The sequence below is a fragment of the Streptomyces sp. NPDC018026 genome (genome assembly GCF_044327745.1).
Lineage (GTDB): Bacteria > Actinomycetota > Actinomycetes > Streptomycetales > Streptomycetaceae > Streptomyces > Streptomyces rubrogriseus.
The window spans coordinates 550,387-566,351 of sequence record NZ_JBIRFY010000004.1 but is presented as its reverse complement, the minus strand read 5'-3'; the positions used below and the strand labels follow the sequence as shown (position 1 = coordinate 566,351).

General features: G+C 73.9%; 10 protein-coding genes. 4 read left to right on the top strand and 6 right to left on the bottom strand.

The genetic code is table 11. The features are described 5' to 3' along the window. Positions 1-479 precede the first annotated feature (479 nt). From ACH4D3_RS16720 to ACH4D3_RS16705, 4 genes are all read right to left on the bottom strand, one after another. A complete protein-coding gene (locus ACH4D3_RS16720; protein ID WP_398322438.1) occupies positions 480-1,487 on the bottom strand; it encodes a hypothetical protein in 1,008 nt (335 codons plus the stop codon). 170 nt (positions 1,488-1,657) lie between these two features. Further along, positions 1,658-2,854, bottom strand: a complete 1,197-nt coding sequence (locus tag ACH4D3_RS16715; protein ID WP_398322436.1) for a VWA domain-containing protein — start codon at positions 2,852-2,854, stop codon at positions 1,658-1,660. Further along, positions 2,851-5,340, bottom strand: a complete 2,490-nt coding sequence (locus tag ACH4D3_RS16710; protein WP_398322433.1) for a DUF5682 family protein — start codon at positions 5,338-5,340, stop codon at positions 2,851-2,853. The genes ACH4D3_RS16715 and ACH4D3_RS16710 overlap by 4 nt, the downstream gene beginning before the upstream one ends. Positions 5,341-5,397: 57 nt before the next feature. After that, positions 5,398-6,519, bottom strand: coding sequence for an AAA family ATPase (locus ACH4D3_RS16705; protein WP_398322430.1), 1,122 nt, complete (start codon positions 6,517-6,519; stop codon positions 5,398-5,400). A 95-nt stretch (positions 6,520-6,614) separates the two neighbouring features. Here ACH4D3_RS16705 and ACH4D3_RS16700 point away from each other — a divergent pair, with 95 nt between their 5' ends. Further along, positions 6,615-7,760 carry a hypothetical protein gene (locus tag ACH4D3_RS16700; protein WP_398322428.1) on the top strand — a complete coding sequence of 382 codons (1,146 nt, stop codon included), beginning with the start codon at positions 6,615-6,617 and terminating at the stop codon, positions 7,758-7,760. 35 nt (positions 7,761-7,795) lie between these two features. Continuing rightward, positions 7,796-9,577, top strand: a complete 1,782-nt coding sequence (locus ACH4D3_RS16695; RefSeq protein ID WP_398322425.1) for a DUF5691 domain-containing protein — start codon at positions 7,796-7,798, stop codon at positions 9,575-9,577. Between the two features lie 26 nt (positions 9,578-9,603). On the opposite strand, the gene ACH4D3_RS16690 is transcribed toward ACH4D3_RS16695, so the two are convergent. After that, entirely contained in the window at positions 9,604-10,020 is a 417-nt protein-coding gene (locus ACH4D3_RS16690) for a cobalamin B12-binding domain-containing protein (RefSeq protein WP_003974171.1), read from the bottom strand. Between the two features lie 394 nt (positions 10,021-10,414). Here ACH4D3_RS16690 and ACH4D3_RS16685 point away from each other — a divergent pair, with 394 nt between their 5' ends. Continuing rightward, complete coding sequence (locus tag ACH4D3_RS16685) at positions 10,415-11,428, top strand: esterase/lipase family protein (RefSeq protein WP_398322422.1); 1,014 nt, start codon at positions 10,415-10,417, stop codon at positions 11,426-11,428. A gap of 196 nt (positions 11,429-11,624) precedes the next feature. Beyond that, positions 11,625-13,283 (top strand): peptidoglycan DD-metalloendopeptidase family protein, encoded by a 1,659-nt coding sequence (locus ACH4D3_RS16680; RefSeq protein ID WP_398322419.1) that lies wholly within the window; start codon positions 11,625-11,627, stop codon positions 13,281-13,283. Between the two features lie 96 nt (positions 13,284-13,379). Here ACH4D3_RS16680 and pcrA read toward each other — a convergent pair whose 3' ends face one another. Then, positions 13,380-15,875, bottom strand: coding sequence for a DNA helicase PcrA (pcrA, locus tag ACH4D3_RS16675; protein ID WP_398322416.1), 2,496 nt, complete (start codon positions 15,873-15,875; stop codon positions 13,380-13,382). Positions 15,876-15,965 lie beyond the last annotated feature (90 nt).

Sequence of the window (15,965 nt, the reverse complement as noted above, 5' to 3'; positions counted from 1 at the left end):
TGTCACATGATGCCGCGCTCACTGGCACGCGGTGCCGTGCGTGAGGCGGATACGGGGGCGCTCCGCACCCGGGTGAAGGGCCTCACCGGGCTGGGGTTGACCCGGTGAGGCCCATGGGCTCCCGGCGGGCCGCGCGGAGGCGGTCCACCGGGGTGTGGTCCGGCTGATCCCCACCCCAATGGGGACCAGCCGGACCGGACCGCGGGGTTTCGGCCGGACGGAGGCCGACGGATTTCGGCCGTCCGGGGCCTGCCGCCCCACGGGGTCCGTACCCGCCGCGCAACGGGGCCACGAGGTGCCGGTGCCGGGCGCCGGACAGCCGGACCGGCCGCGTTCGGGCCGCGGGGTCCGGATCGAGGCGTAGCCCGGTGGGCTGATGCGACGGGGTGGGCGGCCGCAGGCGACTCGTGCGTCCGCCGGGGGGGGGCGGGACGGTTCGGCCGGGGCGCGGCGGATGCGCGACGGAGGAAGCGGGCGCTCTAGGCGGGAGAGACGGGGATGTCCCGGTACGGCTCCCGGACCCCGGCCGCGTCGGTCCGCTCTGGGGGGCCGGGCACCAGCCGGAAGGCGATCCGGTGCAGCGGGGTGACCGCACGGGTGTCGCCGTGCCGCGACGTTCCCTGATCGGCGCCGGACGCGGTACCGAGCGCGCCGTCGGGGTCACCGTCGGGGCCGCCGGTGGGCGCGGGGCGGGCGGGGGCGTACTCGGTGTGCGCGGTCCCGGCCGGGTGTGTGCGTGCGTGCGCGGCGGGCGCCGCTCCGACGCCGGGTTCCGGCCCGTAGCCGACGACGCGTACCGGGCTGCCGGCTCCCTCGACGGCCCGGGAGTCGGTGGTGTCGGACGGGGCCTCGCCGCCGGTGGCCTCCGTCACCGGCGGGGCGGGCTCGGCCCGCGGCTCCGGCACGGCCGACGACGACGAACGACCGGAACCTTCGGTCGGGTCGATGCCGGTCGGGCTGGTCAGGCCGGTCAAGTCCTTCAGGTCGGTCAGGTCCGTCAGGTCGGTCAGGTCGGTCAGGTCGGTCAGGTCCGGGACATCGGTGAGGCCTGGCACGGCGTCGCTCGGGTCCGACGGGTCCGACCGGTCCGACCGGTCCGTCAGGTCGGGGAGCACCCGCAACGGCGGCGCCTCAGTCCGCAGGGCCGCCTCGGCGCTCTCGACCCCCTCGGTCACCGTCTCCACCGCGGCACCGACCGGTCGCGCCACCCGGTCCCGCACGGCCCGGACGGCCTTCGCGGAGACGGGGCGCAGGTCCGGAAGCACCGCGTCGGGGCGTTCCGCCGCCCGCGCGGGGACGTCGAGCACTCGGCCGACCGTGTCCTTGGAGGTTCCCGTCGCTCCGTCGGCCGCCTGGGCCCGCCCTCCGCAGAGCAGGCCGAGGAGGAACAGCCCGCCCACCAGCAGTGCCACGTGCAGCGCACGCCGCCCGGCCGCCGTGCGCAGGACGCGCAGAGCGGCTCCGGGCAGGACTGCTGACCAGATCAAGAGGGGGAGCTTCCTCCCGTGCGGCGGAACGGGCCGCGCGTCGAACAACGCATCGACACGTCGCGCGATACTCGCACGGGGATCCGGAGGTCGCGCAAGCCCCGCCCTCTCGACGACCCGTCATATCCGTTTTGTACGCGGGTATCGGGTCACCTCGGATCGACAAATCGTCACCCGGCATCCGGTATCGGCAGGGGCCGCCCCTCGATCGCCGCCGCCATCACCTCCGGGAAGAGGTCGGGCGTGCAGGCGAAGGCCGGTGCGCCGAGCGCCGCGAGGGCCGCCGCGTGTTCCCGGTCGTAGGCGGGCGTGCCCTCGTCGGACAGGGCCAGCAGCGTCACGAACCGCACCCCCGCGGCCTGCATCGCCGCGACCCGCTTGAGCATCTCCTCGCGTATGCCGCCCTCGTACAGGTCGCTGATCAGCACAACCACCGTGTCGGCGGGCCGGGTGATCCGCGACTGGCAGTACGCCAGCGCGCGGTTGATGTCCGTGCCGCCGCCGAGTCGCGTGCCGAAGAGCACGTCGACCGGGTCGTCGAGCTGGTCGGTGAGGTCGGCGACCGCCGTGTCGAAGACGACGAGCCGGGTGTCGATCGAGCGCATGGACGCCAGCACCGCGCCGAACACGGAGGCGTACACCAGGGAGGCCGCCATCGACCCGGACTGGTCGACGCACAGGACGATCTCCTTCCTGACCGATCGGGACGCCCGCCCGTAGCCGACGAGCCGCTCCGGCACGACCGTGCGGTGCTCCGGCAGGTAGTGCTTGAGGTTGGCCCCGATCGTGCGGTTCCAGTCGATGTCGCGGGGGCGGGGCCGGGCGGTGCGGGCGCTGCGGTCCAGGGCGCCGGACAGGGTGGCACGGGTGCGGGTGGCGAGGCGCTTCTCCAGGTCCTCGACGACCTTGCGCACGACGGCCCGGGCCGTCTCCTTCGTCGTGTCCGGCATCGCCTTGTTCAGGGACAGCAGGGTGCCGACGAGGTGTACGTCGGCCTCCACGGCTTCGAGCATCTCCGGCTCCAGCAGGAGCGTGGCGAGCCCGAGCCGGTCGATCGCGTCCCGCTGCATCACCTGGACCACGGGGGACGGGAAATAGCTCCGGATGTCGCCCAGCCAGCGCGCCACCGCCGGTGCGGAGGCCCCGAGCCCCGCCGCACGGTCCCGGCCCGCCCGTGGGGCGTCCCCTCTTCCGTACAGCGCGGCGAGTGCCCCGTCCATGGCGGCGTCCCGTCCGGAGAGCACCTGGCCGGTGCCGTCGGCCGGGTCACCGCCGAGTACGAGGCGCCAGCGTCGCAGCCGCTCCCGCGCCGCGTCGTCGTCCACCGGCTCGCTCACCGTCCCGCGTCCGGTCGTGTCCCCGTTCATGTGTCCGCCCCCACCAGGTCGTTGTCGTCCGGCGCCGGGGGCCGGCCCAGCAGCAGCCGGACCACCGGCAGCACCGCGTCGGCCCGCGCGGGGTCTAGGCCCGCCGCGAAGCCCGGTATGCCGGAACCGGCCGTCGTCACACTCCCCCGCGTCTGCGGTCCGCGCCTGACCAGCTCGCCGAGGCTGCGGCGCACTCCCGGCTCGTAGGCGGAGAAGGTACGGCGCAGCAGGGGCAGTACGTCCGTGAACGCGTCCGCGGGCACGCCGGTCAGCCAGGCGTCGACCAGGGCCAGCAGCTGCTCGTCGTGCAGGAGGAGCATGCCGCCGCCCGAGCCGCCGCCGACGAAGCCCTCGATCCAGGCCGCCGCGTCCGCCGGTGGCGTCCCGGGCGACAGCACCAGGCCCATGAGGCGCGCCGCCTCGTCCGGTGCCAGCTCGCCGTCGTCCAGCAGGAGCCGTACGGCGCGCCCGCGGACGACGCCGGGCACCGTGTCCCGCGCGGAAAGCGTCCGCAGCACGGCTCGCCAGCGGGAGCGCAGGTCGCCGTGGCCCGGCGCGGGGGCGTCACCGAGCAGGCCCACGGCCGTGTGCACGGCGTCCACATGCCGGCGCATCTCCTCGGCCGCGTCGGCGTCCAGTGCGGCGCAGGCCGCGGGCAGGCCGACGAAGACGTGCTCGGCGAGGCCCGCGGCGACCTCCGCCAGGGCGCCGGTGTCCGTGCCGCGCACGTCGCCGTAGCGCAATGACCGGACGAGGGCGGGCAGGGCCTGGGCGAGATGGCCGACGTCCGTGTCGAGCGCGGCCCGGTCGGCGAGTATCCGCATCACCGGCGCGAGCGCGTCCGGCAGTTCGGCCAGCAGGCAGCGTTCGGCGAGCGCGGTGACCTCGGCGAGGTCCCGTGCGGTCACGGCGTCCGCCTGGGCCCTGGCGGTCGCGGCGGACAGCACGGTCGTGCCCCACACCCCGGCCTCGGCCACCCGCACCGACAGCTCCGGCTCCCACCGCAGCCGCCAGGTCTCCCGGAACGTGCCCGTGCTGCGCGACGCGACCGGCTCGCCCCAGCCGACACCGAGCAGCCGCAGCCGGTGCAGCAGTCTGCTGCGCTCCGCGTCGGTCTCCTTGCGCAGGTCCAGCTCCAGCTCCCGCTCCGGCGCCTCGGGCCGCAGCCGCAGCCGCCGCTGGGCCCGGGTGAGGTCCCGCTGCAACGGCACCGCGGGCGCCCCCGCCGGCACCTCGCCCAGCACGTCACCGACCACCAGGCGGTCGTGCACCAGCGCCAGTGGCACGTCCGAGCCGTCGCACATCACCGCCCGCACCGCGTCCGTCGTCTCGGTCAGCCCGGGCAGCGGGCGTCCGCGGATCACCGCGAGCGTTTCGGCCAGCCGCGTCGCCTCGATGACGTGCGCCGGGGAGACGATCCTGTCCGCCTCCCGCAGCAGACCGGCCACCTTGGTCAGCCAGCGCTCGACGGGCCGGTCGACCGCGGCGAACAGATGCCCGTACCAGCCGGGTGACTCGATCCCCGCCCCGTACCCAGCCGCCCGGGACAGCCTGCGATGGGTCCAGGGCACCCAGGTCATGTCCACCTTGGTCCTGGGCAGCCCCTTCAGCAGGGCCCGGTCGGCGGCGACGGTGGCCTTGCGACGCAGCGCGGGCACGTGCCACGCCCCGCAGACCACGGCCACGCCCTCGGCGAACTCCCGTCGCACCGCCCGGATCTGGAGCCGCATGTGGGCCTCCCGGACGAGGTCCCGCACGGCACCGCCCTCGCCCTCGCGGTCCTCCCCGCCTTCCTCCCCTTTCTCGGGTTCCTCCCCCTTCTCGGGTTCCTCCCCCTTCTCGGGTTCCTCCCCCTTCTCGCGCAGCGCCGTCATGGCCTCCTCCAGCGCCGTGAACGGTGCGAGCGCGTCCCCCGCTCCCCGGCCCCGGTGCTCGATCACGTCCTCCCACCAGCGCTCGGGGTCGTCGTGCCCGGCGGCCGCGGCGAGGGCGGCGAGCGGGTCGCCCCGGACATCGGCGGGTGCGGTACCGGGGCGGCCGGCCGGGTCCCGGCCGGCCGCGTGGTCGTCCGCGTGGTCGTCCGCATCGACGTCCGCCGCCCGCCATGCCAGCGTGTGCGCGGCCGGGAGGTCGATGAAGCGGGCCGGGACGTCGTGCTCCAGGGCCCAGCGGACGGCCACCCACTCCGGGGAGAACTCGGCCAGCGGCCAGAACGCCGAGCGGCCCGGCTCGTCCACGGCGTGGGCGAGGAGCGCGACCGGCGGCCGCAGGTCCTCGTCGGCGGCCAGCGGGATCAGGGCGTCGGCCTCCGGCGGTCCCTCGATCAGCACGACCCCCGGCCGGGTCGCCTCCAGCGCGGCCCGCACCGCCCGGGCCGACCCCGGCCCGTGGTGGCGTACGCCGAGCAGCACCGGCCGGCCGCCGGGCCCATCGACGCCGCCCGGCCCGTCGGGCCCGCCGCTCCCGGCCCGGTCAGTGCCCGTCACACCGTCCCCCTTGCCTGCGGGTCCAGCTCGAGTCCCCGTCGTCACCCGTGGTGCCGTTCACGCGGTCACCTCCCGGCAAGCCCGGTAGAAGTCCTGCCAGCCCTCGCGCTCGCGCACGACCGTTTCGAGGTACTCCTGCCAGACGACGCGGTCGGTGCCCGGGTCGCGGACGACCGCGCCGAGGACTCCGGCGGCGAGGTCGCCGGGCCGCAGCACCCCGTCGCCGAAGTGTGCGGACAGCGCGAGACCTCCGGTGACGACGGAGATGGCCTCGGCCGTGGAAAGCGTGCCGCTGGGCGACTTGACCTTCGTACGGCCGTCGCTCGTCAGCCCGTCGCGCAGCTCGCGGAAAACGGTGACCACGCGTCGGATCTCGTCGGTGCCGTCGGGTGCCATCGGCAGGTCGAGGGAGCGGCCGATCTGGTCGACGCGGCGCGTGACGATGTCGACCTCGTCCTCGGCGCTCTCCGGCAGCGGAAGTACGACGGTGTTGAAGCGGCGGCGCAGGGCGCTGGACAGGTCGTTGACCCCGCGGTCGCGGTCGTTGGCGGTGGCGATCAGGTTGAAGCCGCGCACCGCCTGCACCTCCTCGCCGAGCTCCGGTATCGGCAGGGTCTTCTCCGACAGGAGCGTGATCAAGGAGTCCTGCACGTCGGCCGGGATGCGGGTCAGCTCCTCCACCCGGACGGTCGCGCCCTCCGTCATCGCCCGCATGACCGGGCTGGGCACGAGGGCGTCCCGGCTGGGGCCGTGGGCGAGGAGCCGCGCGTAGTTCCAGCCGTAGCGGATCGCCTCCTCCGGGGTGCCGGCCGTGCCCTGCACCAGCAGGGTCGAGTCGCCGCTGACGGCCGCGGCGAGGTGCTCGGACACCCAGGTCTTCGCGGTGCCGGGCACGCCGAGCAGGAGCAGGGCGCGGTCGGTGGCGAGCGTGGTGACGGCGACCTCGACGACGCGGCGCGGGCCCACGTACTTCGGGGTGATCACCGTGCCGTCGGGCAGGGTGCCGCCGAGCAGGTAGGTGGCGACGGCCCAGGGCGACAGCTTCCAGCGGGCCGGACGCGGACGGTCGTCCTGTCCGGCCAGCGAGGCCAGTTCGGCCGCGAACGCGTGCTCCGCGTGCGGCCGCAACACCTGTCGCGGCACTTCGGCCCCGGGCGTCCGTTCAACGAATGCAGGCATGGCCGATTCCCCCTCCAGCTAGGCCGGTTCGATCTGCCATCCACGGTGCACCACGCCACTGACAATCGCTCTGACCTGCGGAAATGATCGCGCACATGATCGCGAACAGGGCATTGTCAGTGGGGGGATCTACCTTCGATGGCAGGACTCGGCACGGGGCGCGCCGGGGTGGGGAGTCGGGACGAGGGGGCGATGTGGGGACAGCAGTGCGAGGGCCGGGCGGGGAGGGCGGGCGCGGGCACACGGAGGCGGAGGAGGGGACCGCGGGTCCGTCCGCCTCCACCGCCACGTCCGATCCCGAGGCGGCGCGCCGCCGGGCGGAGCGGCGGGCCGAGCGGGTCACGGCGGGCGCGACGGAGCTGGAGCAGCGGCTCGCCGACCTCCTGCGCACCGGCCTGGCCGGCGCCGAACAGGCGGGATACGGGCTGTGGGAGGAGACGGCGGCCCGCATGGTCGACGCCCAGGCGCCTGGGCTGGCCTCGCGCGTGCGGGAGCTGGGCACCATACCGTCGTCGGGTCAGGGCTGGCCGGTACGGCTGCTTGAGGAGTGCGCTCTGCTCCACCTGCTCGACCGGGGCTGGCTGGGCCGCGGGCGACTGCCGGACGGCCTGGCGGCGACGGTCCGTTCACGCGTCGGTCTCCCCACGTCCGCGGACGGCCCTCCGGTGCGGGACCACTGGCTGGTCCTCGCCCAGTACGACACCGCGGACGCCCGGCTGACGACCCGTCGCGTCTGGCTGTACGGGGCGGAGTCGGACCGCACGGCGCTGCTCCTCTCCTACGGCGCCGCGGGCCGGGCACCCGAGCTGACGCTGCCGGTGGGGACGGCACTGGACGCCGAGATCTCCGCGTATCCGGGCGCGGGGCAACGACGGGCCGCCCTCGGCCGCCGGTTCGCACCGCCCGAACCCGCGCGGAAACGCCCGCCCGGGGTGACGACGTCGCAGGCGGCCGTCCGGTACGGCGAGGCCCTCCGCGACGATCCGTGGCTGGACTCGGTGCCGGTGGTTCTGGAGCGAGTGGTTCCCGTACCGGACGGCACCGGCTGGCAACTGGCGGACGCCGACGGGGACACGGCGTTGCCGCTCGCCGGGGCCGGCGGGAACCGATCGGGGTTGTGGCGGCTGGTCGCGCTGGCGGGCGGTGCGCCCGTCACGGTCTTCGGCGAGTGCGGCCACCGCGGCTTCACGCCGCTGACGGCCTGGCCGGCCGGACCCGGGCCTGCGGTGCCGCTGTGCTGACCCGTCCCAGGCGTTTCGAATCGGAGGCGAACGACATGACCAGGACGCCCGCCCTCACCGACCCGTCCGCACCGGCACCGGCCACCGCCTCGACGCACCCCTCGGCACCCGGGCCGGACACCGGTCCCCGGATCGACGCCGAACCCGGCGCCACCTCCCGGGCAACCGCGGCCACCGGCCCCGACCCGGACCCCGAAACCGGAGCCGAAGCCGAAGCCGAAGCCGGTCCCGGTGTGTGGGAGGAGCTGGTCACCTCGGCGCTGCTGGGTACGGACCGGCGTCCGCCACCGGGTGGCGAGCGCGGGCCCGGTGCCTCGGCCGCGTTGCTGGACGCGGCGGCCGCGGAGACCGTCCGCCGCCGCGCCGGGCTGCGACCGGCCCGCGCGGCCCGGCGTCCCGAGCCCGCGCCCGAGGACCCCCGCCCGCCGCTGCCGGCCGCCGCCGCCCGTCGGCTGACGGCGCTGCTCGCCGACCGCCCCGGCGCGGCGGGCGGTGGCCGCAGAGGCAGCGCGCCCGATCTGATGGAGCTGCTGCCCCAGTGGCTGGCGACGGCGAACGCCCGCGGTTTCGCGGCACCGCCCCAGGCGCTTCCCGCGCTGCTGGACGCGGCCCGGGGCCGTACGGACCTGCGGCCGGCGGCGCTGACGTTCGCGGGGCCCCGAGCCCTGTGGCTGGCCCGGCTGAATCCGGACTGGCGGTTCGCCCTGCGCGCGACGCCCGGCGCAGGGACCGCACTCCCGGGGTCCGATGCGACGGAGCGGGTGCGCGGGCTCTGGGACGAGGGCCTGTTCGCCGAACGGGTCACCCTCCTGGCATCCCTGCGCGCCCGCGACCCGGCCGGCGCCCGCGAACTGCTGGCGTCGACCTGGGCGACCGAGCGGGCCGAGGACCGGCTGATGTTCCTCGACTCGCTGCGGACGGGGCTGGCGGCGGCGGACGAGCCGTTCCTGGAGCAGGCGCTGGCCGACCGCAGCCGCAACGTACGGGCCACGGCTGCGGAGTTGCTGTCCGCGCTGCCGCACTCGGCGCTGGCCGCGCGGATGGCGGCGCGGGCCGCGACGTGCGTGTCCCTCGACCGCACCCTGACCCCGCCGGCGATCGCCGTCGAGGCGCCGCACGAGTGCGACGCGGGCATGGAGCGGGACGGCGTGGTGGCCAAGCCTCCGGCCGGGCGGGGGGAACGGTCGTGGTGGTTCGGCCAGTTGGTGGAGGCGGCCCCGCTGGCCACCTGGCCGACCCGGCTGGCGGGACGCACGGCCGAGGAGATCGTCGCCCTGCCGGTGTCCGACGGCTGGCGGAACGAACTGCACGCCGCCTGGTGCCGCGCGGCCGTACGACAGCGCGACGGCGTGTGGGCGAGGGCGCTGCTCGGCGCGCCCACGGCACCGGAGGCGGGCGGTCCGGGCGCGGTCTCCCTGGCCGAGCGGGCCAAACTGCTCGGCACGCTGAGCGCCGGTGAGCGCGCCGAGTGGGTCGCCGGGTTCATCGCGACGCACGGGCTGTCCGAGGCGTTCCAGCTGCTCGGCATGTGCGGGGTGCCGTGGGCCACGCCGCTCGGCCGGGCGGTGGTCGACGCGCTCAACATCGCCCGGGACGCCGGGAGCTACCCGTGGAGCTTCAGCGGCGTCATGGGCCTGGCCGAACGCTGCCTCGACCCCTCGGAGGCGAACCGGCTCGACGGCCTGCTGGCGATACCGGACGAGCCGGAGGACGCGTCGCCGGGGGCCGGCGGGTACTGGGCGGAGGCGTTCCAGCGGCTCGTCACCACGTTGCGCCTGCGGGCGGCGATGGCCGGGGAACTCGGGGCGGTGTCGTGAGCCCCGCCCCGCCCCGCAACCGAGGCCTACGCTCCCGCGGGCTCGCGCACGTTCGCCCGGACCCAGTCCACGATGGACGCCGTGGTGGCGCCGGGCGTGAAGATCTCCGCGACGCCCTTCTCCTTCAGCGGGGCGATGTCCGCCTCGGGGATGATCCCGCCGCCGAAGACCAGGATGTCCGCCGCGTCCCGCTCCCGGAGCAGCTCGATCACGGCGGCGAAGAGCGTGTTGTGCGCGCCGGAGAGAATGGACAGCCCGATCGCGTCGGCGTCCTCCTGGATCGCGGTGTCGACGATCTGCTCGGGCGTCTGGTGGAGCCCGGTGTAGATCACCTCCATACCGGCGTCGCGCAGGGCCCGCGCGATCACCTTGGCCCCGCGATCGTGGCCGTCGAGCCCCGGCTTGGCCACCACCACGCGGATCGGACCGGCTGCCACACCCATCACTGCCTCCATGAAGCGACTACATCCATCCGTACCGACAAGTACCGCACACTTCACGTCCTCGCGGCGCGGATCCCCGCACCACAGCGTCCGGGGGAAGTGAACGAACGTTATCGCCAGCATCCCGCAACCGGCAGTTTCGCGGTGGATACAGAGGGGGAAATCACACGGTGGGACACGTTCGCCGGGCACCGCTCCAGGGCGCGGCGGCAGCACGCGCACGGGGAGCCGTGAGCCACTGAGACCTCATCAGACCCACCGGTCTCTGATACGCCATGCCGAAACACGGGTAGGCATAACCTCGCAAACAGCACCAGTCACTGGTGTCACGGCGCTCCACGAGGGCACACGAGGGACAGAGGCGTCCCTGCGCGTGCCGACAGGAGGTCGGCCCATGAAGGTCACCACGGCAGCACTGCCCCTTCTCCCGCTCTTCCAGCGTCTCCTTCCCGGGCTCCCGGGACTCCCCGGACTCCCGGGACTCCCCGGTCTGCAAGGGCTCCCCAGCCTTCCAGGACTCCCCGCGGTCCCGGGACTGCCGGAGCTGGCAAGCCTCCCGGGCCGCCTGACCGGCCTCTCCCTGACCCTGCTCAAGGCCAGCGCCCTGGAGGCCGCGATCCTCGCCGGGCACCTCCTCCTCTATCCCTCGGGGATCATCCAGGAGCGTCACCCGGCCCAGTCCCTGCGCCGGACGGGCGCCCAGGACCCGCAGCCGTCGCCGCCGCCCCCGAGGCTCCCGGCCCCGGCCAGCCCCCCGGTCGTCCTGCTGCACGGCTTCATCGACAACCGCTCGGTCTTCCTGCTGCTGCGCCGCAGCCTGGCCCAGCACGGCAGGCACGAGGTCGAGTCGCTGAACTACTCCCCCCTGACCTGCGACATCCGCACCGCCGCCGAGCTGCTCGGACGGCACATCGAGGAGATCTGCGCGCGGACGGGCAGCGAGAGGGTCGACGTCGTCGGGCACAGCCTGGGCGGGCTGATCGCGCGCTACTACGTGCAGCGCCTCGGCGGAGACCTCCGCGTGCGCACACTGGTGACGCTCGGTACGCCACACACCGGCACCAAGGTGGTCCCGCTGGCGAACGCGCACCCGATCGTGCGCCAGATGCGCCCCGGATCGGCCGTGATCGAGGAGCTGACCCGTCCGGCGCCCGGCTGCCGTACCCGGTTCGTCAGCTTCTGGAGCGACCTGGACCGCGTGATGGACCCGCTGGAGACGGCCTGCCTCGACCACCCCGACCTGAGCGTGCAGAACGTACGGGTGAGCGGCATCGGCCACCTCGCCCTGCCCGTGCACCCCGCCGTGGCCACCGGGATTCGACAGGCACTCGACACCGCCGAACCGGAGACAGCCGGGCAAACGGACGCGGAACCGGGCAAACGATCCGGCGGGCTGACCGTCGCCTGAGAACGAAGCAACCCGTTCGGACTCGAACAATTCTCGAACACAAAGCCAAACTCGTGCCCGCCGTCCCCCAAAACACGGCCGATTGCCCGTTTCCTTCGCTCGCGAAACCTGACGAAGATTGTCGTGCCCGTATACCGCCGGGTACAGTCGCCGCACTGCTCTGGCAGCCCCTGTTGTCGAGGCGAAAGAGAAGTTGGTGAACGACCGTCACCCGTCGGGGACAAGGACCACCCCGGCTTCGGCTTCCGACGCCGCTTCGGCGCACTACGCGTCGTACGGCACGGGGGAAGCCCAGTACGGCGACCTCACCACGTACGGCGGCGGCTACGCCTCCACCGGTTTCTCGACCGGCGGTGCCGACAGTTCGGCCTTCGACGCGGACCCCCTCTTCGGCAGCATGCCGGGCCACTACGCGGGGACCCCCGAGGCGACGGGTTCGTACGACGCCACCCAGTGGTCCACCGGCGCTGAGCAGTCCCCGCACTACGACGCGTACGCGGCCCAGCATCACGCCGCTTTCGACACCGGCGCCTACGACACGACGACGTGGGCGGCCGGTTACCAGCCGTCCGGCCCCGTGTCGCCGCAGGCCACGGGCGCCGAGGGGACCGGGCAGTGGGACACCGGCGCCTGGGCCGGTGCGGACCACTCCGCCGCTCCGGCCGACGCGACCCAGCAGTGGGACTGGGGCACGCAGACCTGTGAAACGGGCGCCTTCGAAACCGGCACCTTCGCGACCGGCACCTTCGAATCTGGTGCCTTCGAGACCAGCGCCTTCACGACCGGCACCTTCCACACCGGCGCGTTCGCGGGCGGTCCGGTGGACACCGGCGCCTACGACGCCACGCAGTGGAACCCGGACGCCGCGGTCACCGGCCCGGCCGAGGATCCGGACCGACCGGCCGGGCACCCCGTACCGGACGATTTCACCCCGGACGCCGCGCCCGTGGGCGAGGGCGAGGGTGCCGAACCCTCTCCGTACGGGGACGAGTTGGCCGCCACGGGTGAACTCCCGGCCGTGACCGCCCTGCTGGACGACCAGGAAGAGGTCACCCCGGCCGCGCGGATCCCGGCGGCCCGCACCGGCTCCCGCGCCGGGGCGCGCTCCCGTCGCCGTCAGCCCGCCAAGCGCTCCGCACTGCTGACCATCGCCGTGCCGTCGGCCTGCGTGATGAGCGTCGCCGGCATCGCGGCCGCCTCGGTGGGCAGCCTGACCGGCGACGAGGGCGCGGAGGCCGCGGCGTCCGCGCCGGACCCGGGCAACGCCGAGGCCGCGCCGGTGAAACCGTCCGCCGCCAACAACAAGCTGGACACCCAGCTCACCAGCCTGGCCGCCGGGGCCGACGACTTCGCCGACCGGGCCAGCCGGACGCAGGAGCGCATCGACCTCAAGGCCCAGCAGGACGCCGAGAAGAAGCGGGCGGCCCAGGAAGCGGCCCGCAAGGAACGGCTGCGCCCCAAGTTCGCGCTCCCGGTGGAGCAGCACGGCCTCAGCGCGTACTACGGTCAGGCCGGCATCAACTGGATGTCCGTCCACACCGGCATCGACTTCCCCGTGTCGTACGGGACGAAGGTGATGGCGGCGACCGACGGCACCGTGCGGACGCAGTACAACAGCGCCTACGGCAACATGATGATCGTGACCGCGAAGGACGGCACGGAGACGTGGTACTGCCACCTCTCCAGCTACCAGGTCCCCTCCGGTACGACCGTGAAGGCGGGCGACGCGATCGCGTTCTCCGGCAACTCGGGCAACTCGACCGGCCCGCACCTGCACTTCGAGGTGCGCCCCGCGGGCGGTTCGTCGATCGACCCGCTTCCCTGGCTGCGCAGCCACGGCATCAGCCCGACGTGACGCCGTAACGTCTCAGCAGCCCGAGCCGAACCGGGCCGGGCCCGGGCGCCTCCGCCCAGGCCCGCCGCCCGCACCGTGCCGTCCCGCGCCGCCCCGCTAGAGCTTCTCCACCGGCGCGTACCGCAGCAGCAGCCGCTTCGGCTTGGTGTCCCCGAAGTCGATCGTCGCCTCGGCGTTCGACCCGGTGCCCTTGACTCCGACCACCGTGCCGAGCCCGAACTGGTCGTGCGTGACGCGGTCGCCGACCGACAGCGAGACCGTGGGCTGCTCGGCGCCGGCCGACCTGCCCGTGGCGAAGCCGGACGCACCCGACGCCGAGGACCGGGACCGCGACCGGGACGACGACAGCGAGGCCGCCACGCCCGAGACCGGAGCGGAGGGCGCGGGACCGTTCGCCCCGGTCCGCTTCCATTCCAGGTGCGGGGCCGGGATCTCCTCCAGGAACCGCGAGGGCGGGTTGTACGACGGCTGGCCCCAGGCGCTGCGCAGCGTCGACCGGGTCAGGTAGAGCCGCTCACGGGCGCGGGTGATGCCGACGTAGGCGAGGCGCCGTTCCTCCTCCAGCTCCTTGGCCTGGCCGAGGGCGCGCATGTGCGGGAAGACGCCGTCCTCCATGCCGGTGAGGAAGACGACCGGGAACTCCAGGCCCTTGGCGGTGTGCAGGGTCATCAGGGTGACGACGCCGTCGCCGTCCTCCTCGTCGGGGATCTGGTCGGAGTCGGCGACGAGCGCGACCTTCTCCAGGAAGTCGGCGAGCGTCCCGGTCTCCTCGCCCTCGGCCCGCTCCTGCTCGAACTCCAGGGCGACGGCGGCGAGTTCCTGGAGGTTCTCGATGCGGGTCTCGTCCTGGGGGTCGGTGGAGGCCTGCAACTCGGCGAGGTATCCGGTGCGTTCGAGGATGGCCTCCAGGACGGTCGCCGGTCCGGCGCCGGACTCGACGATCGTACGGAGGTCCTCCATGAGCGTGTTGAACCGCTTGACGGCGTTCGCGGAGCGCGCGGCCATCCCGTACGCCTCGTCGACGCGCTTCAGCGCCTGCGGGAAGCTGATCCTCTCGCGCTGGGAGAGGGCGTCGATCATCGCCTCAGCCCTGTCGCCGATGCCGCGCTTGGGGACGTTGAGGATGCGGCGCAGCGGCACCGAGTCCTCCGGGTTGGCCAGCACCCGCAGGTAGGCCAGGACGTCCCGGACCTCCTTGCGTTCGTAGAAGCGGACGCCGCCGACGACCTTGTAGGGCAGGCCGGTGCGGATGAAGACCTCTTCGAAGACACGGGACTGGGCGTTGGTCCGGTAGAAGACCGCGACGTCGCCGGCCTTGGCCTCGCCCGCGTCGGTGAGGCGGTCTATCTCGTCGGCGACGAACTGCGCCTCGTCGTGCTCGGTGTCGGCGACGTACCCGGTGATCTGCGCGCCGCTGCCCTGGTTGGTCCACAGGTTCTTGGGGCGGCGGGACTCGTTGCGCTCGATGACCGCGTTGGCGGCGCTGAGGATGGTCTGCGTGGAGCGGTAGTTCTGCTCCAGCAGGATCGTCGTCGCGTCCGGGTAGTCCTCCTCGAACTGGAGGATGTTGCGGATGGTGGCGCCGCGGAAGGCATAGATCGACTGGTCGGCGTCGCCCACCACGCACAGCTCGGCGGGCGGCACCTCGGCCTCGGGCGGCACGTCGACGGGGTGCTCCGAGGGGACGCCGACCAGCTCCCGCACCAGCGCGTACTGCGCGTGGTTGGTGTCCTGGTACTCGTCGACCAGGACGTGCCGGAAGCGGCGGCGGTAGTGCTCGGCGACGTCCGGGAAGGCGCGCAGCAGATTGACCGTCGTCATGATCAGGTCGTCGAAGTCGAGGGCGTTCGCCTCGCGCAGCCGCGACTGGTACATGGCGTAGGCCTGGGCGAGGGTCTTCTCGAAACCGTCGGCGGCCTGCCCGGCGAAGTCCTCCTCGTCGATCAGCTCGTTCTTCAGGTTCGAGATCTTGGCGCTGAAGGACTTCGGCGGGAACTTCTTCGGGTCCAGGTCCAGGTCGCGGCAGACCAGCGCCATGAGCCGCTTGGAGTCGGCGGCGTCGTAGATCGAGAACGACGAGGTGAAGCCGAGCTTCTTCGACTCGCGGCGCAGGATGCGGACGCACGCGCTGTGGAAGGTCATCACCCACATCGCGTTGGCGCGCGGGCCGACGAGCTGCTCGACGCGCTCCTTCATCTCGCCCGCGGCCTTGTTGGTGAAGGTGATCGCGAGGATCTGGCCCGGGTGGACGCTCCGCTCGGCCAGGAGGTGGGCGATGCGGTGCGTCAGCACGCGGGTCTTGCCGGAGCCCGCACCGGCCACGATGAGCAGCGGGGAGCCGGAGTGGACGACGGCGGCCCTCTGGTTCTCGTTCAGCCCCTCCAGGAGGGCCGCGGCGTCCAGGGCGGGGCGCGGGGCGCCGTCCCGGTAGTGGGTGTCCCGCTCCGGAGGCGCGTCGAACTTCCCGCCGAACAGATCGTGCGGAACCGGCTCCGGTCCGTGCTCGTCCTCGGGCGGCGGCGGGGGTTCCTCCTCGTGACCCCGGGGGGTCTGGAGGCTCGCCAGGAAGCTGTCGTCAAAGAGGCTGCTCATCGCTCTCCGAGTCTAGGGCGCCCCACCGACAACCCGGTGCCACCCCGGAAAATGCCCACCGCCCCCCGGCACGGACACGCCCTGCGACCA

Bases quoted from the DNA above. Each gene is read 5' to 3' on its own strand.
- ACH4D3_RS16715 (WP_398322436.1), bottom strand. From the start codon at position 2,854: ATGAACGGGGACACGACCGGACGCGGGACGGTGAGCGAGCCGGTGGAC.
- ACH4D3_RS16705 (WP_398322430.1), bottom strand. From the start codon at position 6,519: ATGCCTGCATTCGTTGAACGGACGCCCGGGGCCGAAGTGCCGCGACAG.
- ACH4D3_RS16700 (WP_398322428.1), top strand. From the start codon at position 6,615: ATGATCGCGAACAGGGCATTGTCAGTGGGGGGATCTACCTTCGATGGC.
- ACH4D3_RS16695 (WP_398322425.1), top strand. From the start codon at position 7,796: ATGACCAGGACGCCCGCCCTCACCGACCCGTCCGCACCGGCACCGGCC.
- ACH4D3_RS16690 (WP_003974171.1), bottom strand. From the start codon at position 10,020: ATGGGTGTGGCAGCCGGTCCGATCCGCGTGGTGGTGGCCAAGCCGGGG.
- ACH4D3_RS16685 (WP_398322422.1), top strand. From the start codon at position 10,415: ATGAAGGTCACCACGGCAGCACTGCCCCTTCTCCCGCTCTTCCAGCGT.
- pcrA (WP_398322416.1), bottom strand. From the start codon at position 15,875: ATGAGCAGCCTCTTTGACGACAGCTTCCTGGCGAGCCTCCAGACCCCC.